Genomic DNA, 19,477 nt, shown 5'->3' on the forward strand with positions numbered 1-19,477 from the left:
AAAGTTTTTCCAGAACCTGCAAAGACAAAAGATATTTTAAAACGCATTTTTAATGAAGAGAAAGAGAATTTAGCCAATACAAAACAAATAGCAGAGGCACTTGCAAACGCAACCAAACGCAACCCTGCCCAGCAAGAACAATTTATGGGATTTTTAATCCAACTTGCCTTTGCAGATGGTGAAGTAAGTCAGGGTGAAGAGGAAGTTTTAGCTACCATTGCTGAGGCGCTTGCTTTTGACCCTAGCAAATACCACGCTATATTTGACCAGTTTGAACAGATGATGAAAAATGTGCAACCAAAGGCGACAATTGAAGATGCATACAAAGTGCTTGGCGTAAGCAAAAATGATAATATGGATACCATCAAAAAAGCCTACAGAAAACTTGTCCGCCAATACCATCCAGACATCATCAAATCACAAAACAAAGGTGAAGAGTATATGAAAGAGGCGACACAAAAGACTCAAGAGATAAACCAAGCCTATGAAATGATAAAAAAAGCGAGAGGCTAAGCACAATATATGCAAAAGTTTTTACTCCTTTGTTCAAGTGTCCTTACTCTAAACGCAGCGAATATGGGCTCCCTACTTTTTCATGGAAACTGTACTACCTGCCACTTTGAACAACAAGAAAAATCAGCACCTGCAATGATAGAGGTGCAAAAAAGGTACAAAAAGGCATTTCCAGATAAAAAGGAGTTTGTGCGCTATATGTCGGCATGGGTACTCCACCCAAACGCAGAGAGTTCTATAATGCAAGATGCCATCGAAAAACATGGGCTAATGCCTGAACTTTCGTTTGAAAAAGAGACACTTTCTGAGATTTGTGACTATATTTACGACACAAATTTTACAAAAAAGCACGCAGGGCATAAAACTAAATAAAATCCTTCTCCCAAAAGAACTCTATCCATGCATCTGCTTCATTTACCCAGACATCTGGCTTATACAGCGATGTTTTTTTATAAAAAAGTGTGCACGATTTAAACTCTATAAGAGGAAAGCTGCGTTTGAGATAATCCATAATAAATGCAAGCGTCTCTCCACTGTCTGCGATGTCGTCCACCACCAAAACTCTTCGTATATGTTCACGAAAGAGACACTCTCCAAAAAGTGTTAAATCACTGCGTTTACATGCTCCATCATAAAGCTCTGTACGGACACTCTGCACATCTCTTATGTTTAAACCTTCTGCCATCGAATGAGAGAGTGTCAAGCCACCTCTTGCAATTGCTAAAATTGCCTCTGCTTCAAATGGTTTTACTTCTTCTATAAGTTGTTTTGTATCTTTGCTAAACGCAGCGTATGAGTAATATTGTTTCATAAGAATTCCGATGTTATATTTATGCTATTATAGTAAATACAAAACAACAACGGAGTGATTTTAATGAGAAAAATTTTAAAAAACTTAGCACTTATAACACTTGTGACAGTTTCATTTACAGCTTGTAGCTCTAAAAAAGAGCCAAAACCACAAAAATATAATCCTACTTTTACCTGCCAACAAGAGGGTGTTGATGCACCAAGATGGACTTGTATTCCAGAGGTTGATGGGTACTATGCAGGTGTTGGTGTCGCTGAAAAAAGTGCTGCAGGTGTTGCTCATATGCGACGCGTTGCACTTATGAACGGTCGTTCAGATTTGGCACAACAGATTCAAACTCAGGTAAAAGATAAGATGGAAGGCTTCACGCGCGCAACTGGAAACGGCTCAGCTGAAACTGTGGACAAAGTAACAACTGCTGTAACAAAACAGGTAGCAAAAGTTGATCTCAAAGGTTCAAAAGCAGTCGATATGTGGAATGCTCCCTCTGGTGCTATATATATGTTAGTAACGGTTCCTCAAAAAAATGTTAATGAAGCAGTGAAAGATGCGCTTAAAAAGACAGTTAACTCAAGTTTTAAAGACAACAATGCTCTTTGGCAACAATTCCAATCAAAACAGGCTTTAGAAAATCTTGACAAAGAGTTTCCAACAGACTAAGAAAACTCTTTTCATGGGGAAGCTAGAAATTTAGCTATAATTTCATAAAAATTCTTTCATAAGTTTTACAAGGTACACCCCATGAAAAAAATCGCTATTATCGGCCGTCCAAATGTTGGAAAAAGCTCACTCTTCAATCGTCTTATAAAAAACCGTGATGCTATTACTTCTGACCTTGCCGGAACAACTCGTGATGTTAAACGCAAAACTGCTGTTATCATTGACAAAGAGGCACAACTGCTTGATACCGGTGGACTCGACAAAGGGTGTGAACTTTTTGACAAGATCAAAGAGATGTCACTCAAAGCTGCATACAAAGCAGACATTATTCTTTATATGGTTGATGGTAAAGGGCTTCCCGAAGATGAGGATAAAAAACTTTTTTATGAACTTCAAGCTATGGGAAAAGATATTGCCCTTGTAGTAAACAAAATCGACAATGACAAAATGAAAGAAAAACTGTGGGAATTTTATGAGTTTGGTACTGATGCCATCTTTGGAATCTCCGTTTCACACAACAGAAACACAGTAGAACTTTTAGAGTGGATATATGACAAACTTCCTGAGAGTGATAAGATAAAAGAAGAGGAAGAAGCGATTGCAGTAGAAGTTGTAGAAGAAGAATCTATTGATGATGCAACGTTCTTTTCGCAATATTCTGAAGATGAAGAGGATGATGGTTTTATCTACTGGGATGAAGATGAAGTTGAAGATGACTCTATCTTTGCACAAAACGACCGTATTAAAGAGTTTGATGAAAATGACATCAACCACATTAAAATTGCAATTATTGGACGTACAAATGTTGGTAAAAGTTCTCTACTTAATGCCCTGCTCGGCGAAGAGCGCTCCGTTGTAAGTAGTGTTGCTGGAACTACTATTGACCCTATTGATGAGACTATAAATTACAAAGACAAACAACTTACTTTTGTTGATACTGCAGGATTGCGTCGTCGTGGTAAAATAGTAGGAATAGAAAAATTTGCACTTATGCGTACAAAAGAGATGCTTGAAAATGCGAATATGGCACTTGTAGTTTTAGATGCTAGTGAGCCTTTTTTAGATCTTGATGAAAAAATAGCAGGATTAGTTGATCAAAACAGACTTGCCTGCATTATAGTACTTAATAAATGGGACATCGCAAAACGTGAAGAGCATGACAAAATCATTCAAGAGGTGCGTGATAGATTTAAGTTTTTGGCATACGCACCGATTTTAACACTCTCTGCAAAATCACACCAAAGAGTGGACAAACTTCACGATATGATTTTACAAATCAATGAGAACTACTCACAAAGAATTACAACATCAAGACTCAATGAAGTGATAGAAAGAGCCCTAAGACGTCATACACTTCCAAGTATGCACGGACAAGTTATTCGCATCTACTACGCAACGCAGTATGAGACAAGACCACCAAAAATCGCCATTGTTATGAACAAACCAAAAGGTTTACACTTTACATATAGACGCTATTTAACAAATAAAATGAGAGAAGCATTTGATTTTACAGGAACGCCACTGCTCTTTAAAGCAAAAAAACGAGGAGAGAAGTAATGGCACTAGCTGTCACCTTTATTTTTGGAGGTTTAGGGCTCACAGCGTTAAGCTTCTACTTCTATAAAAAAATGAAAGAAGAGGAGCAGAACAAGAAATAAATCTTTGTTCTGTTTTTAAAATGGTTTAAAAACAACCATTGCCACAATTAAGAGCATTAGAATTGTAGGCACTTCATTGTAAAAACGGAAAAACTTTCCACTTTTTGTACATCTATCTTCAAGTAGTTTAATGCGTAAAACACCTAAAGAGTGAAAATATCCTATTAGAATTACAACTAAAACTAATTTTATATGTAGCCAAGGTGAGCTTATCCAATTTCCAAAATAGATCAAAAAAGAGCCACTAATAATAGTAGCCCACATTGAAGGCACACCAATATATTTGTAAAGTTTCATCTCTTGAATTTTTACAACTTCAATAAAACCTTTATTATCAATATTTTCTACATGATAAACATATAAACGAGGGAGATAAAAAAGCACTGCAAACCATGATATTACTGAGATTACATGGAACCATAAAAGCCAATTATATAACATTTTCTTTCCTAAAAGTTTTTTTCTATATAAAATCCGACATGGTTTGAACCACCATGACGAACATTATTCACAAGACCAAAAATACCAGAGCGATGTTTTAGTAAAACACCCACATATAACTCTTTAAAAGATTTTGCGTGTATCAGTTTTGCCAAATCAAAATCTAAACTTACATCTAAATAGTTTAAATAATGAGAATTATTGTCATTATTGGAAATAGCATCTTCACGCTCAACCTCTAAAATAGCACTTGTATATGAACCACCTTCACCAAAACCGACACGTACTCTATTGTCTAAGAAATCAATATTGTAATAAGCTTTTATATAGAGTGTCATCTCATATACGGCATTAAGAGAAGGGTTTTGTTCAAAATATGCAACTCCACTTTTAAGATAAAAATCAAAAGGCAAAGAGTCCGTAGAAGACTTCAACAAATAGCCACCATCTATTGCATACACAGTAGAATATGGCTGAAATTTTCCAATATTACCAGTAACAATTTGACCAAAGTCATAATCAGTAGCTACTGCAGAAGCCACTCTCACAGAATAATGCTCCGCTGCTATGAGATTTAATGCAAATAACAGTAAAAATAAAATTTTCAACAAATACCCACCCTACACTTCAAGAGTCTCTAACTCTTTTATTGAAGAATTTTTATGATCAGTTACTTTGTCATGAAGACGGCGGAGTGCTTTTTCTGCTCTATCAACTGCAATATCAATTGCCGCATCTAAAACATCATCATTTTGCGTAATAATAACTGGCTCTGCATGTGCAATACGAATTTCAAACTCTACCTCTACACCTTTTTTTTGAGCATTTAAGTTACAATGAATACTTGTAATATCTAAAGAATATTTTCTAAAAACCTCCACAGCATTTTCAATATGTGCTTTTGTTGCGTCACTAAGTGTTAAATCTTTTGCATGAATTTGTAAGTTCATCATAAATCCTTTATATTTTTATTTATAATAACAAAATAAAGCTGAGATTGGTATAATATGGCTAGACTTTTAAAAAATAGGAATCTTTATTATGCGCGTATTAACTGGTATTCAACCCTCAGGTGATTTACATATTGGCAACTACTTTGGCTCAATAAAGCAGATGGTAGATGCTCAAAAAGAGAGTGATACTTTTGCTTTTATAGCAAACTATCACGCTATGAGCAGCGGAAATGGTGGAGAGCGACTGGCAGAGCTTACAATGCAAACTGCTACTGACTTTTTAGCACTTGAAATTGACCCTGAAAAATCAACTTTTTGGGTACAATCAGATGTAAAAGAGGTACTTGAGCTTTACTGGGTGCTCTCTGCGTTTACACCGATGGGACTGCTTGAGCGTGCACACAGCTACAAAGATAAAGTAGCAAAAGGAATAGCAGCTAACCATTCACTATTTTCATATCCGGTTTTGATGGCAGCAGATATACTTCTCTACTCTCCCGACATCATTCCAGTTGGAAAAGACCAGATCCAACATGTAGAGATTACCCGTGACATTGCCATAAAGTTTAACAATAAATATGGTGAAGTTTTTAAACTTCCTGAATTTAAAATAGAAGCCAATGTTGCAACAGTTCCTGGAACTGATGGACAAAAAATGTCAAAAAGTTACAAAAACACTGTAAATATTTTCGGTGAAGAGAAAAAACAACTTAAAACTATTAAAAAGATTGTAACCCAGCAGGTAGCACTTGAAGAGCCAAAAGAGTATGAAAACTGTAATGTTTACAATATGGCAAAACTCTTTTTAAATGAAAATGAGTGCCAAGAGCTTCAAGAGCGATACAAACGCGGAGGAGAAGGACATGGTCACTTCAAACTCTATTTGCATGATGTAATTTGGGAATACTTTAGACCTTATAGAGAACAAAAAGAGTACTACCAAGCACACCAAGATGAAGTCCGTGATATTCTAAACGCAGGAGCAGCTAAAGCTAGAGAAATAGCGCAACCACTTATACAAAACATTCGTCAACTAACTGGAATTAAATATTAAAACATCAAAAATTTAAAAAAAAGGAAAAACAGATGCGTCTCATTCTTCTTACACTCTTACTACTGGTAAATTTGGAAGCCAAATCATTTTTTGGTAATTCCACACAAGCTGAAACTAGTAAATATATTGATAATCTAAAAGATTTAATTATCTCTACACAAAAAACACGAGGGCTCACCAACTCATACCTTAATGGTAATGTGGCTGCGATGTTACTCGTCTATGCAAATAGAGATAATATGAAAAAGGCCATAGGAAATATGGAATCTTTTTCACTCGCTAGTGATCCTGTTATTAACAATAGAGCAACTGCAATTTCCACAGCACTTATCAAACTAAACCATAGAGCTTTTAAACAAAAACCTGCCAAATCTTTTTCAGACTACACAGATCAGATTGAACAAACACTTATGCTTGCACAAAGTGTTAGTAAACGGTTTGCTAAAGATTTAACACCATTTGCAAAAGAGAGTTCATCACTTATGATGGAAAGTATGCTGCCTATGACTGAGTTTACAGGACGATTAAGAGGTTTAGGTGCAGGTATTGCCGCAAAAGGGAAAGTAACAAAAGATGATAAACAACAAATTGAAGCTTTGCTTTATCAATTAACGAATGCAAACCATCAACTCCAAGTAGAGTTAAATCAAATTATTTCTAAATATTCAGATAAATTACCATCAAGTATTAACACAGAACTCGCATCAATTAATACAAAAGTAAAAAAATACACTGAGTTATCTCAAAAAACGCTACTTACAAATCCATCTAAAGTGAATCCAGATGACTACTTTGATGAGGGTACAGACTTAATCTCTGCGATTATAAAAGCATATAACACGCTTGATCAAGCTATGCTAAAAGATTCAAAAGGGTGGTTTTAGCCCCTTTGTCTATCTAACCATACCATAAGCCCTTTTTGAGCATGTAGGCGATTTTCTGCCTCAGAAAATACAATGTCAGCATGATTTTCCAAAAGTTCTTCGCTTACTTCTTGCCCTCTGTAGGCAGGAAGACAGTGTAAAAATTTTGCATCTCTATCAGCCAAACACATCATAAGCCCATCTACCATAAAGCCTTTAAAATCTTTTATGCGTTGCTCTTTTTCATCCTCTTGCCCCATAGATGCCCAAGTGTCGGTAGTGACTATTGTCGCACCACGAACTGCCTCTTTTGGATCGTTCATCACTTTAATAACAGCTCCACTCTCTGTTGCAATATCCATTGCATCACGAAGCACTGCATTATCTACTTCATACCCTTTTGGAGTTGCAATACGCAGTTCAAATCCAAGTTTTGCAGCAAGCATCAACCAAGAATTCGTCATATTGTTTCCATCACCAATATAAGCAACAACAAGGTTTTTCTCCATGCCGTACTCTTTAATTGTCATATAATCTGCTAAAAGCTGTATAGGGTGAAAAGAGTCTGTCAAACCGTTAATTACGGGTACTTTTGAGTAAGAAGCGAACTCCTCTATCATAGAGTGTTCAAAGGTTCTTATCATTACCATATCGCACATTGAAGAGATAACACGAGCTGTATCTTTTACAGGTTCCCCTCTTCCCAAATGAATATCGCGGTTTGAAAGAAAGAGTGCATGCCCACCAAGCTGAAACATTCCAGTCTCAAAACTTACACGCGTGCGTGTTGAACTCTTTTCAAAAATCATAGCCAGAGTTTGCATCTCAAGTTCTTTTTTGTAGTTACCAGCTTTTAAATCTTTTTTTATCTCTAAGCCTATCTCGATAATTTCTAAAATTTCTTCTTTAGTAAAGTCTTTGAGTGTTAAAAAATGTCTCACAATAAAATCCTAAATCTTTGTTTTTGTATATTTTAACTATTAATTTCTTTAAATTAACTTCTTTGTAGCATCTGTGCCACTTCTTTAGCATGATAAGAGATAATTATATCCGCACCTGCACGTTTAAAACCTATCATCGTCTCCATCACAACACGATCATAATCAATCAAATCATTCATACCCGCAAACTTAATCATTGCATACTCTCCGCTCACATTATAGACTGCCATAGGAAGTGTTGTACTATCTTTTATCTCTCGTACTATGTCAAGATAAGCCAAAGCTGGTTTTACCATTAAAATGTCAGCACCCTGCGCTTCATCACTTATGCTCTCTGCAATTGCTTCACGACGGTTTGCAGGATCCATCTGATAAGAAGCACGGTCGCCAAAACTCGGTGTAGATTCTGCCACATCACGGAATGGTCCATAGTACCCAGAAGCAAATTTTGTAGAGTATGCCATAATAGGAAGATTTTCAAACCCTGCTTTGTCAAGTGAAGCTCTAATTGTCTCAATAATACCATCCATCATACCCGATGGTGCTATCATATCTGCTCCTGCTTTTGCATGAACTATTGCCTGCTGTCCTGAAATTTCAAGTGTTGCGTCATTATCTACTGTTTCATGCTCTTCATCAATAATACCACAATGCCCATGGTCAGTATACTCACAAAAACAGAGGTCTGTCACAACAAACATATCTGGATGTGCTTTTTTTATGGCACGCACTGCTGAAGCAATAATACCATGCTCGCACAGAGCATCACTCCCAATAGAGTCTTTTACATCAGGGATACCAAAAAGTATGATAGAGTAAAGTCCTAAACCCTTAAGTACTTCACACTCTTTTATTGCCTCATCAATACTCATCTGAAATACACCCGGCATTGAGGCAACTTCTGTCTTGATATTTTCACCACTTCTTACAAAAAGAGGATAAATAAAATCATCTGTTGATACATGCGTCTCTCTTACAAGTGAGCGAAGCTGTTTATTTAAGCGTGTTCTACGGAATCTTTGAAACATTTTTAAACCTTTATCTTTAGTAAATTTTGATATAATCATTTTATAAAAATATTTTACCCATTTAAAGATTAAAGAATGAATATAGAAATTTCAGAAGTAGCAAATTTACCATCAAGATTTGGTGATTTTAATGTAAAAGCATTTAAACAGGGTGCAAAAGAGCATCTTGTCATTGCAGCCAAAGAGTTAGCAGAGGTGCCAATAGTCAGAGTACACTCTGAATGTTTGACAGGTGATGCCATAGGAAGCTTGAAGTGCGATTGCCGTGACCAGCTAGAGTATGGTCTTAAAATGGCAAACGAAACAGGTGGCATGGTTATTTACTTAAGACAAGAGGGACGTGACATTGGTCTTTTAAACAAAATAAATGCTTATGCCTTACAAGACAAGGGTTTTAATACTGTTGAAGCAAATCACCAACTGGGATTTGCAGCAGATGAGAGAACTTATGAAGTTGTAACTTTTATTTTAAACCATTACAATATCAAGAAGATAAAACTTTTGACAAATAACCCTGATAAAATTAACTCGATAAGCGGGGTAGAGATTGTTGAGCGTATTCCTATTGTTATGGAACCAAATATGCATAACAGTGCATATCTCAATGTTAAACGCGATGAAATGGGGCATATGCTTCCAAAGGATTAATTTATGCCTATAGATGTTCAAAAAGATGATCTTCAAACTGCTTTGAAAAAATTAAAAGTGAGAGAAGGTAATTTTCAACAACTTGAAAAGATTAGTAATTTTGGTAGTTGGGAAGTTGATCTTATTACAAAAAAATCAATTTGGTCAGAAAACAGTTACCGTATTTATGGTTATGAACCATTTTCAATAGAACCAACTTTAGATACATTTTTCTTGCATATACTTCCACAAGATGCCCATCGTGCAAAACTTGCTATACAAAAAGCAATTCAAAGCCATAAGGTAGAAACTTTTCAGGGACAACTCCATTCAAAAAGCGGTAAAATAAAAGATATTCTTATCAATGCACAAGCACTCTATAACAAAGATGGAATGGCTATCAAATTTATTGGAATAACACAAGATATTACCAAGGTTATGCAACTCCAGCGTAAATCAAAAGAGCTCAGTAACATCATAGAGAATTCGGCAAATGAGATTTACATCGTTGATTGGGAAACAAATCAATATCTCTATGCTAATCAAACAGCATGTGATGCTTTAGGATATACCAAAGAGGAACTTTTGTCTCTTAATATTTTTGACATTAATAAAGAGCTAACGCCACAAAGAGTTGAAGAGTTAAAACAATCATATACTCAAACAAATATTCCCTATATTACTAAACAGACAATACATATACGAAAAGATGCTACATCTTATCATGTACAATCAAATATTCAAAAAACTTACTATAATTCTCAAAAGGCTTATGTTATCTTTGACAATGATGTAACACAAAATATTATGGTATCAAAACTTGTAGAGAAACAGTCAAAACTGCTCCAACACAGAGCAAATCATGATGAGCTTACAAACCTTGCAAACAGAGCGCAATTCCAAGAACAACTCACAACTGCCATATCTGTAGCAAAAAAGGAGGGCTCAAGCTTTGCTCTCCTTTTTCTTGATCTAGACCATTTTAAAGATATAAATGACTCTCTCGGACATGATATAGGAGATAGAGTTTTACAAGAGTTTAGTAAAAAACTCGGTAAGTGCATAAGAGCACAAGACACTATTGCTAGACTTGGTGGTGATGAGTTTACCGTAATTTTACATAATATTTCAAAACGAAGTGATATTGCAATGGTCGCCGATAAAATTATAGATGCGATGAAAATTCCAGTAAAAATTGCCTCCAATATGTTGCATATTACAACAAGCATAGGAATTTCAATCTACCCTGAACACGCTCAGAACAAAGCTGGTCTGCTAAAATTTGCTGATACTGCGATGTATAAAGCCAAGGATCAAGGACGTAATAATTACCAATTCTACTCTGAAGGAATGACTGCACATGCCTACAAAAGAGTCATAATGGAAAACAGCCTGCGAATAGCAATTAAAGAGGAGCAATTTAGTGTCTATTATCAACCTCAGATAAATATTTTTAACAATCAACTCGCAGGTATGGAAGCCCTTGTACGTTGGCAACATCCTACTTTAGGAATGGTATCACCCATAGATTTTATTCCTTTAGCTGAAGATTTGGGTTTGATAGTAGAGATTGATCGCATTGTAATGAAACAAGCGATGCAACAGTTTTCTACTTGGTCAAAACATGGCTTATACCCTGGAAAACTCTCTTTAAATCTTGCTATGCAACAACTCCAGCAAAATGATTTTATCAGTAACCTTTTCAACACCATGAAAGAGTGTGATTTTCAAAAAAGCTGGTTGGAATTAGAGGTTACTGAAACACAGGTAATGAATAATCCAATGCACTCCATAAAAAAACTCCAAGAGATTTCGGATAATGGCATTAGCATCTCTATTGATGATTTTGGAACAGGATACTCTTCTCTTGCATATCTTAAAAAACTACCACTCAGTAAACTTAAAATTGATAAATCATTTATAGATGATATACCTAATGACGAAGATGGTATGTCCATTATTAGGGCAATTATTGCACTCGCAAAGAGCCTCAACCTTGGACTTATCGCAGAAGGGGTAGAGACCGAAGTTCAAAAAGATTTTTTACTCCAAAATAGTTGTGAATGTGTGCAGGGTTATATTTACTCAAAGCCACTTCCTAGCCAAGAAATGACAACATTTTTAGAAACATTTTAGAGAAATTTCGATGCATTAATTGCACTAATTCGTCTTGTAGATTTTTCTAATATTTTTAGAAGCTGTTTTGTTGTTGATTCAAGCTCCATATAGTAAGTTTTTGCTTTATCAATAGCTAATGTATCTGGCTTATTTGAGGAAAAAACTTTTGTAAAGAACCCCTCTTGTTTCTTCTGAAATAAAAGCGCATAAATTTTGGCATATTCAACATGCCATGCTTCATGCTCTCTATCAAGCTGTTCATAAAATTGTGCACCCAAAATATTTGCAATAAAAGCACTATTTTGACCATAAAGCCACTCCCCAAATTCACATTTCGTTTTAGAAACAGTCGTTGGGTTTTCTACACTCACACCTCTAAGCATTAAGTCAATTTTTTCCATCTGCTCAATATGTGATAATTTAACTTTTTCTATTACCTGTAAAGTTTGTGATTTTGTCATTTATACCAACCTACGTATCAAATTGGCTTATTATTGCATAAATTTAATAAATAAAATTATATAATCTACTTTAATTCTAGTCAAGGAGTGAATTTGAAACATCCAGAACCAATTGACCATGAAATACAACTAAATCCAAAAAGATATATTGTTTCTAAGACGGGTCCAAAAGGAATTATTGAGTATGGAAACGACTACTTTGTAGAAATTTCAGGCTACTCTGAAGCTGAACTTATAGGACAGCCACACTCAATCATTAGGCATCCAGATATGCCTAAAATTGTCTTTAAGATGATGTGGGACCGTATTAATAAGGCTCAAAATATTATGGCGATAGTAAAAAACTTGGCAAAAGATGGGAGCTTTTACTGGGTTATAACAGAGTTTGAACCAAAAGTAGACCCCATAACAAATGAAATAATTTCACATACTGCCTTTAGAAAAGCAGCCCCAAAAGATGCAGTGGAAGCCATAGAACCAATCTATGCAAAACTCATTGAAATAGAAGAAAAAGGTGGCATGGACGCTAGTGAAAAATATTTACGAGGGTTTTTTGAAGAGAAAGGTGTCTCTTATGATGATTTTATTAATAATCTCGTAGGGAATAAAGGGATTTTCAAAATATTTTTCACGATGATGAAAAAACTCTTCTCTTAAAATATAAGGAAATTTATTGAATTTAAAAAATGCACTTCTAAACGCAGATCTCAACCTGCCAGACAACTTTTTTACAAATATACAAAAATATAAAGAACACCTCCATAAGTGGAATAAAATTCATAATCTTACGGGTGCAAAAGATGAAAAAACTGTAGATAGTTTTATTTATGATGCTGCTTATGCTGTAAAATTTTTACCGAAGGTGGACTCTTTGATGGATATAGGGACTGGCGCAGGATTTCCAGGGATGATACTCGCCTTTGCACTTCCTCAAACGCAGGTCACACTTGTAGAACCCCTTGCAAAACGGGCAAGTTTTTTACAATTTATAAAAGCAGATTTAGGGCTGCAAAATGTTCGCGTAGTAAAAAAAAGAGTCGAGCAGATGGAGAGTGAAGTGTTTGACATCATCACTTCACGCGCTGTAACAGATACAAAAATGCTACTCAAACTCAGCGAAAATTTCAGAGATGCACACTCCAAACTTCTTTTTTATAAAGGTGAAAAAGTTTTTGATGAGATGAGCGACGTTACAGAGGGCATGAACTATAAAATAATAGAACAAGACAATAGACACTACTTACTTCTAGGAGAAGAGATATGATACTAAAATTCCTTATTATTGCAGCTGTAATTTCAGTTGTTTATATTATGTTTTTTAAAACAAAACCAGCAACACAAGCACGAACAAAAAAACCTAAAAAAGCAAAAGCAGACGCAACAAACCCTGAAATTAACGATATGACAGAGTGCGCAAGCTGCGGTGTTTATGTGGAAGTAAAAGAGGCTATTTTAAGCAATGGAAAATACTACTGCTCACGCGAGTGTTTAAAAGAGGCAAAGTAGTGCTCTTTTTTGGTCATAGGTTTTTACATAGCCCTAAGTTTTATCATGTTTTTGACATTGATTCCATCCTTACAACACCGCCATCTTCAACACTCTACGTGGAGTTTGAAGAGAAAAATCTTGACATCATCACCTACTTGCAAGAGAATGAAATAACTTTTGCACTCAAAGTAAAAAATGTTACAGAAGTCGCCTATGCTGCTGCACTAAACGCAGCCTATATTGTGGTGGAAAATTCGCTTGCAAAAACTGCCCAAAAAATAGCGGAAAATTATCTATTTGATGCAAAAATACTCGCACACATTGAAAATGAAAAAGAGATAGAGGAGTTGGTGCTTTTAGGCATTGACGGCGTTATTTGTCCTAGTGCAGTTGTAAAGGTTACTGCTCAATAACGCTGCGTTTAAGGTATGCCTTTAAAGAGGTTAGCACCTCATAACTTATAGTAGAAGCCTGCTTTGCAGCCACTCTTGCATCATTAAATATTAAAAGAGACTCTTTATCTGTTATAAAAGAGCTGTTATCCATAGAGATTCGTCCTGCAATTTTAATATTTTGCGGTGTAACATAGTGGTTTGAACAGCTCCTTAAAAAACCATCTCCATAGCCAATATCATAATTACTCACCCTACACTGCTCTTGCGTTTGGAAGGTGGCACTATACCCAACGCACTCACCAGCTTTTAAAAGTCGCGATGAAAGCCTCTTGCCATAAAGTGCAAGTATAGGCGCTAATTTTTTCACATTTTCATTATCTTCAAGCTCTAAACACCCATATGCCGCAATACCAACTCGTGCCATATCTTCACTAAAATGTTCTTCTCGAAACAAAGCAGCGGAGTTACAGGAGTGAAATCGTAACGGAGAAAAACCATACTCTTGTGCAAGTTTTTGCGCCTCTTTTTTTATCTTTATGAAATTACTATTTTGTAAAGCATACACGTCACTCTTTTCATCGGCAGAGCTATGGTGCGTAAAAACAGCTTCAAGTTGCAGTTTTTGCTTTTGTATCTCTCTAAACGCAGCACTTAACTCAGACATTTCTATACCATTTCTATTCATCCCACTATCTACTTTTAACTCTACTTTTGTATCTTTTGCAAACTTTTTTATCTGCTCTAAATCATTAATGGTGTAGCGTATTTTTTGGCTTGGAGTCGCAGAAATATCAGATAAAACTAAAATGTAAGGGAAATAATTTTCTACTCTTTGGGCCTCTTCAAATGAGCGTACCACCGCTTTTGTAATGCCATACTCCGCTGCCATCGCTGCAACTTCTAAAAGTCCATGCCCATAAGCATTATCTTTTAGAACAAGGGCGATTTTATCTTTTGTACAAGTGAGTTGCGTAATAATGTCAAGATTATTAAAAAAATTCGTTTTATTTAAAGTAATGAAAGCCATGGGAGAATTATACAATATGTTTGCGCACAAAAAATTAATTGCCGAGTTTGAAAGACAAGATTTTACACAAATCATCTTTCCCCATCCAAAAACAGATTGGGCAGAGTATCTGCAAGAGACACAAGCGACATTTGTAAATATTATAAACGCAGTGCGAAAACAGCAAAAATGTCTTATTATTGCTTACGATATAAACGCAGTAAAAAAGCACTTTAAGGAGTTTCACAACCTTGAGTTTATTGAGTATGAGACAGATGATACATGGGCAAGAGACTGCTCTGCACTTACAATTATAGAAAATGGTGAAAAAAAGCTTCTTGATTTTCAATTTAATGGCTGGGGCAATAAATTTGAACATACAAAAGATAATAAAATGAGCAAAACACTCTCCTCTTACTACAAATACCCTATGCAATCCATAGATTTTGTACTTGAGGGAGGTGCCATAGAGAGCAATGCAGATGGAGTAATTCTCACAACTACAAACTGTATGCACAATCCAAATAGAAACCCAAATCTAAACGCAGCTACTATCACAAAAGAGTTACAAAACTATTTTGGAGCCAAAGAGATTTTATATCTCTCATATGGTTACCTTGCAGGAGATGATACTGACTCGCATATAGACACCCTAGCCCGTTTTATTGCAAAGGATGTCATTATGTATATACAATGTAAAGATAAAAATGATGCACACTATGAAGCACTCACAAAGATGGAAAAAGAGCTCAGAACAATAGCAGCCACAAAGAATTTTAAACTTATTGCCCTGCCTATGAGTGAAGCAGTCTATTTTGAAGGTGAACGCCTCCCTGCAACATATGCAAATTTTCTTTTTGTCAATGGTGCTGTATTAGTTCCTATTTACAATGTAAAAACCGATGAAGCAGCACTCAAGATTTTTAGAAAAACTTTTCCACAAAGAGAAGTCGTTGCCATTGACTGCTCTATACTCATTCGCCAGCACGGCTCACTTCACTGTATTAGTATGAACTTTTGAATCTTTTTGTTTTAACATTGCTGTTCCACTCATTATAAGGTATGTTGCCAAGGCGAAGCCCAACGCTATTAGTATGGTTCGTTGTATTTTTTGGAGTTTATTCATAAATGTAATTATAATCATTTAACACTTTTGTAACACTTTTTTTATACTATTACACAGAAACATTCTTAAAGTTAAAAGTAAAATTATAAATTTAAGAAAAATAAAATTTATAGGTAACTCATTATGAAAAAAACAGTCATCTTATCACTCTTTGCTATCTCTGCACTTTATGCATCAGAAATTGAACTTTCCCCAATAAACATAGAATCAACAACACTTACAGATGTTGCACAAAATGTAAAAACCTCAGCAGATGTTGCAGATGCACTCTCTCAAAGTGTACCAGGTGTCGATATGAGCCGCCGTAGTGGAATAGCCAATGATATTCTCATTCGTGGACAAAAACGAGATAACATCTCTGTAGAAGTTGATGGGACAAAAGTGTACGGTGCCTGTCCAAATAGAATGGATCCTCCAATTTCACATGTTCTTGCCAACCAAATAGAGACCATAGAAGTAATAGAAGGACCTTATGATGTCACAAACTATGGAACAATGAGTGGTGGAGTAAAAATCACAACAAAAGAGCCAAGTAAAAAAACAAAAGGAGAAATCAATGTCGGTTTTGGAGCATGGAACTACAAAAAATTTGGTGCAACTGTTACAGGTGGTAACGACATAGTACGACTTCTATTAACTGCATCTCGTGAGTCAAGTGACCAGTATAAAGACGGCAATGGGCATACGCTTACTGAGCAGGTCAAATACTCTAATGCACCTGCAAGAAATAAGTACCAAACCAAATATGAAGATATGCAAGCCTATACAAAAGAGTCTGTTATGGCAAAAGCATTTGTAAAAACTGCTGAGAATCAAGAGCTGCGTTTAAGTACAACTGCTAACAGAAGTGACAATGTCCTCTATGCTAACTCACCTATGGATGCCATTTCGGATGACTCAAATATTTACAGCATAGCCTACAACATCAAAAATATTTCAGACAAATACAAAAATGTAAACTTAGAGTACTACTACTCAGATGTTGACCATCCTATGAGTACAGAGTATAGAAATTCTGCATTAAATCCTCTCTATAATAAAACAAACCATATGAAAACAAGTATGCAGGGTATTAAACTTAAAAACAATTTTCAACTTGAGAAGTACAAACTACTTTTGGGTGCAGAAGCAAGTAAAAGAACCTGGAAAGGCGAATATGTAAATAATGTAAGTGGGAATTTTTTGGGTAAAAGTATAGATAATGCTCTTACAACAAATGAAGCTCTCTTTGCAACATTAGAAAAAAACTACGCTGCGTTTAATGTTAAAATTGGCGCAAGATATGACCACTCTAAAGTACAAGATGATAATGCAGCCCACCAATCAAATACTTATGATGCACTCAATGCAAATATTTTCACTACTTATGCACTCAACAGTGAGAACAAACTCTTTGCAGGTTTTGGGCAAGCTTCTCGTGTGCCTGATGGTAGAGAGCTTTACTTTATGAAAAGTGGCAATACCATTGGTACACCTAATCTTAAACAGACAACAAACCAAGAGATTGATGCAGGATTTAAGACAAACAATGACTATTTTGATTTTAAAATCAAAGCTTTTTACTCCAAGTTAAGTAACTATATCTATATAAACGCCGATAAAACTGCCAATGCTTTTGAAAATATCGACGCAACTGTATATGGAGCAGAACTAAGTGGAACTTACTACATTAATGATGATATAACACTCGATATGGGAGCATCATATAAACGTGGACAAAAAGACAAAGCCCTCACAGGACAACAGGACAAAGACCTTGCAGATATGGCACCATTACGAGGAAAATTAGCACTTAACTATGAATATGCAAACAACTCTCTTGCTACTATTGCCGTAGAGGGAAGTGATGCATGGAGTCTCTATGATGCAGACAATGGGGAACAAAAGATTGCAGGTTGGTCAGTGTTAAATATGAAAATTAAACATGCTGTAAATAAAAAGTTTGATTTTACAATAGGGGCAAATAATATTTTTGATGTGGCATATGCAAAAAGTAACACTTATGCAGATCTTACGCTAATTAGTGAGGGTGGTGATCAAAAATTATTACTAAATGAGCCAGGAAGATATATCTATACTAATCTTGATTTTAAATTCTAATGGTATAATGAGTAATAAATAAGTAACAAACTAAAAAGAAAGGGTTGTAATATGTCTAGTGAGATAGCTACAATGTTAGAAAATTTAGACACAGTTTATAGATTATATCACCAAAATATTTTAGAAAGTATTGATGAATATATCTATAAAGAAGAGAGATATGAGAACCATTTTTCTGTTGCTCTTATATACTCAAAAAAATCGCTTACTTCACATGTTAAAGAATTAGAAAAAATGATACGAAAGACTGATAAACTTACATTTATTACTGATAATGTAATCTTTATTGTTTTCGATGCAATTCAAGTAAATAATTGTGTAAAAGCAGCTGAGAATCTCTACAAAACACTTAAATCTGTAGAGTATCATCAAGATTATTTTATTGCCACAGCATTCTCTGAAGAGTTTAGAGAAAACTATTTAATTATGATCAACCATCTCTTTCACAGACTTCATTATTCGGTAGAACATAATTGTGAAAGTAACATCAATGATCAAGACTATCTAATATAAAAAAAGTTCTTTCATTCTAAAGCACCTTTTCATCAAAATATAGCTAAAATTTCTTTATGATTAAAAGATACCCTACTAAAAAAATATTTGTTGGTGATGTAGCAGTTGGTGGTGATGCACCTATTTCAGTTCAGTCTATGACTTACTCAGATACACAAAATGTGGCTGCAACAGTGGAACAGATCAACCGTTTGCACTTTGCTGGTGCAGACATAGTTCGTGTAGCTGTTCCAGATATGGAAGATGCACTTGCACTTAAATCCATAAAAGAGCAGACCTCTTTGCCGCTTGTAGCAGACATTCACTTTAACTATAAACTTGCACTTATTGCAGCTGAATCTGTAGACTGTATCCGTTTCAATCCTGGAAATATTAGTGACAAGAGTAAAATAAAAGAGATAGTAAAAGCATGTCAAGAGAGAAATCTTCCTATTCGCATCGGTGTAAACGCAGGAAGTCTTGAAAAAGAGTTTGATGACAAGTATGGTCCTACTGCTGAAGCAATGGTAGCTTCTGCTGAGTATAACATCAAATATCTTGAAGATTTAGGCTTTGAAGACATTAAAATCTCACTCAAAGCAAGTGATGTACAAAGAACAGTAGAAGCCTACAGAATGCTGCGTCCAAAAAATCACTACCCTTTCCATCTTGGTGTCACAGAAGCGGGAACAATCTTTCATGCTACGGTCAAAAGTGCCATAGGTTTAGGAACACTTCTCCT

24 protein-coding genes are annotated in these 19,477 nt (G+C 35.4%); 16 read left to right on the forward strand and 8 right to left on the reverse strand.

Translation table 11 applies throughout. From position 1 onward, the window contains the following. Together MV589_RS05305 and MV589_RS05310 are read left to right on the forward strand one after the other, a co-directional pair. Positions 1–513, forward strand: a 513-nt coding sequence (locus tag MV589_RS05305) for a DnaJ domain-containing protein (protein ID WP_297432779.1), incomplete at its 5' end; no start/stop codon positions are given. Positions 514–522: 9 nt separating this feature from the next. After that, complete coding sequence (locus tag MV589_RS05310; RefSeq protein WP_297432782.1) at positions 523–885, forward strand: cytochrome C; 363 nt, start codon at positions 523–525, stop codon at positions 883–885. Here MV589_RS05310 and MV589_RS05315 read toward each other — a convergent pair. Further along, on the reverse strand, positions 878–1,324 hold the full coding sequence (locus MV589_RS05315) for a phosphoribosyltransferase (protein ID WP_297432783.1): 447 nt from the start codon (positions 1,322–1,324) through the stop codon (positions 878–880). The two genes, MV589_RS05310 and MV589_RS05315, sit on opposite strands and share 8 nt — an antisense overlap. A 63-nt stretch (positions 1,325–1,387) precedes the next feature. On the opposite strand from MV589_RS05315, the gene MV589_RS05320 reads away from it, so the two are divergent. Beyond that, complete coding sequence (locus MV589_RS05320) at positions 1,388–1,984, forward strand: LPP20 family lipoprotein (protein ID WP_297432785.1); 597 nt, start codon at positions 1,388–1,390, stop codon at positions 1,982–1,984. Positions 1,985–2,065: 81 nt separating this feature from the next. Beyond that, on the forward strand, positions 2,066–3,541 hold the full coding sequence (der, locus tag MV589_RS05325) for a ribosome biogenesis GTPase Der (protein WP_297432788.1): 1,476 nt from the start codon (positions 2,066–2,068) through the stop codon (positions 3,539–3,541). Between the two features lie 116 nt (positions 3,542–3,657). Here der and hemJ read toward each other — a convergent pair whose 3' ends face one another. From hemJ to hpf, 3 genes are read right to left on the reverse strand one after another with little or no spacing between them, the layout of a single operon-like run. Continuing rightward, on the reverse strand, positions 3,658–4,083 hold the full coding sequence (hemJ, locus tag MV589_RS05330) for a protoporphyrinogen oxidase HemJ (RefSeq protein WP_297432790.1): 426 nt from the start codon (positions 4,081–4,083) through the stop codon (positions 3,658–3,660). A gap of 8 nt (positions 4,084–4,091) precedes the next feature. Then, positions 4,092–4,694, reverse strand: a complete 603-nt coding sequence (locus MV589_RS05335; protein WP_297432792.1) for a hypothetical protein — start codon at positions 4,692–4,694, stop codon at positions 4,092–4,094. 9 nt (positions 4,695–4,703) lie between these two features. Beyond that, the gene (gene hpf, locus MV589_RS05340) at positions 4,704–5,033 is read right to left on the reverse strand and encodes a ribosome hibernation-promoting factor, HPF/YfiA family (protein WP_297432794.1); all 330 of its coding nucleotides are present in this window, start codon (positions 5,031–5,033) and stop codon (positions 4,704–4,706) included. A gap of 91 nt (positions 5,034–5,124) precedes the next feature. Between hpf and trpS the strand changes: the two genes are divergently transcribed. Then, the gene (gene trpS / locus MV589_RS05345) at positions 5,125–6,090 is read left to right on the forward strand and encodes a tryptophan--tRNA ligase (protein ID WP_297432796.1); all 966 of its coding nucleotides are present in this window, start codon (positions 5,125–5,127) and stop codon (positions 6,088–6,090) included. 32 nt (positions 6,091–6,122) lie between these two features. Continuing rightward, a complete protein-coding gene (locus MV589_RS05350; RefSeq protein WP_297432798.1) occupies positions 6,123–6,974 on the forward strand; it encodes a nitrate- and nitrite sensing domain-containing protein in 852 nt (283 codons plus the stop codon). Here the strand turns inward: MV589_RS05350 and argF are convergent. Together argF and hemB are read right to left on the reverse strand one after the other, a co-directional pair. Next, positions 6,971–7,894 (reverse strand): ornithine carbamoyltransferase, encoded by a 924-nt coding sequence (gene argF, locus MV589_RS05355; protein WP_297432799.1) that lies wholly within the window; start codon positions 7,892–7,894, stop codon positions 6,971–6,973. The genes MV589_RS05350 and argF overlap by 4 nt on opposite strands. Before the next feature lie 53 nt (positions 7,895–7,947). Next, on the reverse strand, positions 7,948–8,922 hold the full coding sequence (gene hemB, locus MV589_RS05360) for a porphobilinogen synthase (protein ID WP_297432800.1): 975 nt from the start codon (positions 8,920–8,922) through the stop codon (positions 7,948–7,950). A 75-nt stretch (positions 8,923–8,997) separates the two neighbouring features. Here hemB and ribA point away from each other — a divergent pair, with 75 nt between their 5' ends. Both ribA and MV589_RS05370 read left to right on the forward strand, forming a co-directional pair. After that, complete coding sequence (gene ribA / locus MV589_RS05365) at positions 8,998–9,570, forward strand: GTP cyclohydrolase II (protein WP_297432801.1); 573 nt, start codon at positions 8,998–9,000, stop codon at positions 9,568–9,570. A gap of 3 nt (positions 9,571–9,573) precedes the next feature. Next, positions 9,574–11,685: a sensor domain-containing protein gene (locus MV589_RS05370; RefSeq protein ID WP_297432803.1), complete on the forward strand. Its 2,112-nt coding sequence runs from the start codon at positions 9,574–9,576 to the stop codon at positions 11,683–11,685. On the opposite strand, the gene MV589_RS05375 is transcribed toward MV589_RS05370, so the two are convergent. Then, positions 11,682–12,128 (reverse strand): CZB domain-containing protein, encoded by a 447-nt coding sequence (locus MV589_RS05375; protein ID WP_297432805.1) that lies wholly within the window; start codon positions 12,126–12,128, stop codon positions 11,682–11,684. The two genes, MV589_RS05370 and MV589_RS05375, sit on opposite strands and share 4 nt — an antisense overlap. A 93-nt stretch (positions 12,129–12,221) precedes the next feature. On the opposite strand from MV589_RS05375, the gene MV589_RS05380 reads away from it, so the two are divergent. Genes MV589_RS05380 through MV589_RS05395 form a run of 4 tightly spaced genes read left to right on the forward strand, consistent with a single transcriptional unit; the run spans position 12,222 to position 14,029 of the window. Beyond that, entirely contained in the window at positions 12,222–12,785 is a 564-nt protein-coding gene (locus MV589_RS05380; protein ID WP_297432807.1) for a PAS domain-containing protein, read from the forward strand. 16 nt (positions 12,786–12,801) lie between these two features. After that, positions 12,802–13,392 carry a 16S rRNA (guanine(527)-N(7))-methyltransferase RsmG gene (gene rsmG / locus MV589_RS05385; protein WP_297432809.1) on the forward strand — a complete coding sequence of 197 codons (591 nt, stop codon included), beginning with the start codon at positions 12,802–12,804 and terminating at the stop codon, positions 13,390–13,392. Then, entirely contained in the window at positions 13,389–13,634 is a 246-nt protein-coding gene (locus tag MV589_RS05390) for a PP0621 family protein (protein ID WP_297432811.1), read from the forward strand. The genes rsmG and MV589_RS05390 overlap by 4 nt, the downstream gene beginning before the upstream one ends. Continuing rightward, positions 13,634–14,029: a hypothetical protein gene (locus tag MV589_RS05395; RefSeq protein ID WP_297432813.1), complete on the forward strand. Its 396-nt coding sequence runs from the start codon at positions 13,634–13,636 to the stop codon at positions 14,027–14,029. Before MV589_RS05390 ends, MV589_RS05395 begins: the two co-directional genes overlap by 1 nt. On the opposite strand, the gene MV589_RS05400 is transcribed toward MV589_RS05395, so the two are convergent. Continuing rightward, positions 14,016–15,038: an alanine racemase gene (locus MV589_RS05400; RefSeq protein WP_297432815.1), complete on the reverse strand. Its 1,023-nt coding sequence runs from the start codon at positions 15,036–15,038 to the stop codon at positions 14,016–14,018. The two genes, MV589_RS05395 and MV589_RS05400, sit on opposite strands and share 14 nt — an antisense overlap. 16 nt (positions 15,039–15,054) lie before the next feature. Between MV589_RS05400 and MV589_RS05405 the strand changes: the two genes are divergently transcribed. From MV589_RS05405 to MV589_RS05420, 4 genes are all read left to right on the forward strand, one after another. Further along, positions 15,055–16,038 (forward strand): agmatine deiminase family protein, encoded by a 984-nt coding sequence (locus MV589_RS05405; protein ID WP_297432816.1) that lies wholly within the window; start codon positions 15,055–15,057, stop codon positions 16,036–16,038. A gap of 228 nt (positions 16,039–16,266) precedes the next feature. Beyond that, positions 16,267–18,243 (forward strand): TonB-dependent receptor, encoded by a 1,977-nt coding sequence (locus MV589_RS05410; protein ID WP_297432817.1) that lies wholly within the window; start codon positions 16,267–16,269, stop codon positions 18,241–18,243. A 51-nt stretch (positions 18,244–18,294) separates the two neighbouring features. Beyond that, on the forward strand, positions 18,295–18,756 hold the full coding sequence (locus MV589_RS05415; RefSeq protein ID WP_297432818.1) for a hypothetical protein: 462 nt from the start codon (positions 18,295–18,297) through the stop codon (positions 18,754–18,756). A gap of 56 nt (positions 18,757–18,812) precedes the next feature. After that, the coding region (locus MV589_RS05420; RefSeq protein WP_297432819.1) for a flavodoxin/ferredoxin-dependent (E)-4-hydroxy-3-methylbut-2-enyl-diphosphate synthase at positions 18,813–19,477 on the forward strand (665 nt) is incomplete at its 3' end.

Source organism: Sulfurimonas sp. (assembly GCF_026991475.1).
Classification (GTDB): domain Bacteria; phylum Campylobacterota; class Campylobacteria; order Campylobacterales; family Sulfurimonadaceae; genus Sulfurimonas.

What these genes read in the sequence shown, in the direction of transcription:
- MV589_RS05310 (WP_297432782.1), top strand. Translation starts at nt 523, where the DNA reads ATGCAAAAGTTTTTACTCCTTTGTTCAAGTGTCCTTACTCTAAACGCA.
- MV589_RS05315 (WP_297432783.1), bottom strand. Translation starts at nt 1,324, where the DNA reads ATGAAACAATATTACTCATACGCTGCGTTTAGCAAAGATACAAAACAA.
- MV589_RS05320 (WP_297432785.1), top strand. Translation starts at nt 1,388, where the DNA reads ATGAGAAAAATTTTAAAAAACTTAGCACTTATAACACTTGTGACAGTT.
- der (WP_297432788.1), top strand. Translation starts at nt 2,066, where the DNA reads ATGAAAAAAATCGCTATTATCGGCCGTCCAAATGTTGGAAAAAGCTCA.
- hemJ (WP_297432790.1), bottom strand. Translation starts at nt 4,083, where the DNA reads ATGTTATATAATTGGCTTTTATGGTTCCATGTAATCTCAGTAATATCA.
- hpf (WP_297432794.1), bottom strand. Translation starts at nt 5,033, where the DNA reads ATGAACTTACAAATTCATGCAAAAGATTTAACACTTAGTGACGCAACA.
- trpS (WP_297432796.1), top strand. Translation starts at nt 5,125, where the DNA reads ATGCGCGTATTAACTGGTATTCAACCCTCAGGTGATTTACATATTGGC.
- MV589_RS05350 (WP_297432798.1), top strand. Translation starts at nt 6,123, where the DNA reads ATGCGTCTCATTCTTCTTACACTCTTACTACTGGTAAATTTGGAAGCC.
- hemB (WP_297432800.1), bottom strand. Translation starts at nt 8,922, where the DNA reads ATGTTTCAAAGATTCCGTAGAACACGCTTAAATAAACAGCTTCGCTCA.
- ribA (WP_297432801.1), top strand. Translation starts at nt 8,998, where the DNA reads ATGAATATAGAAATTTCAGAAGTAGCAAATTTACCATCAAGATTTGGT.
- MV589_RS05370 (WP_297432803.1), top strand. Translation starts at nt 9,574, where the DNA reads ATGCCTATAGATGTTCAAAAAGATGATCTTCAAACTGCTTTGAAAAAA.
- MV589_RS05375 (WP_297432805.1), bottom strand. Translation starts at nt 12,128, where the DNA reads ATGACAAAATCACAAACTTTACAGGTAATAGAAAAAGTTAAATTATCA.
- MV589_RS05390 (WP_297432811.1), top strand. Translation starts at nt 13,389, where the DNA reads ATGATACTAAAATTCCTTATTATTGCAGCTGTAATTTCAGTTGTTTAT.
- MV589_RS05400 (WP_297432815.1), bottom strand. Translation starts at nt 15,038, where the DNA reads ATGGCTTTCATTACTTTAAATAAAACGAATTTTTTTAATAATCTTGAC.
- MV589_RS05405 (WP_297432816.1), top strand. Translation starts at nt 15,055, where the DNA reads ATGTTTGCGCACAAAAAATTAATTGCCGAGTTTGAAAGACAAGATTTT.
- MV589_RS05410 (WP_297432817.1), top strand. Translation starts at nt 16,267, where the DNA reads ATGAAAAAAACAGTCATCTTATCACTCTTTGCTATCTCTGCACTTTAT.
- MV589_RS05415 (WP_297432818.1), top strand. Translation starts at nt 18,295, where the DNA reads ATGTCTAGTGAGATAGCTACAATGTTAGAAAATTTAGACACAGTTTAT.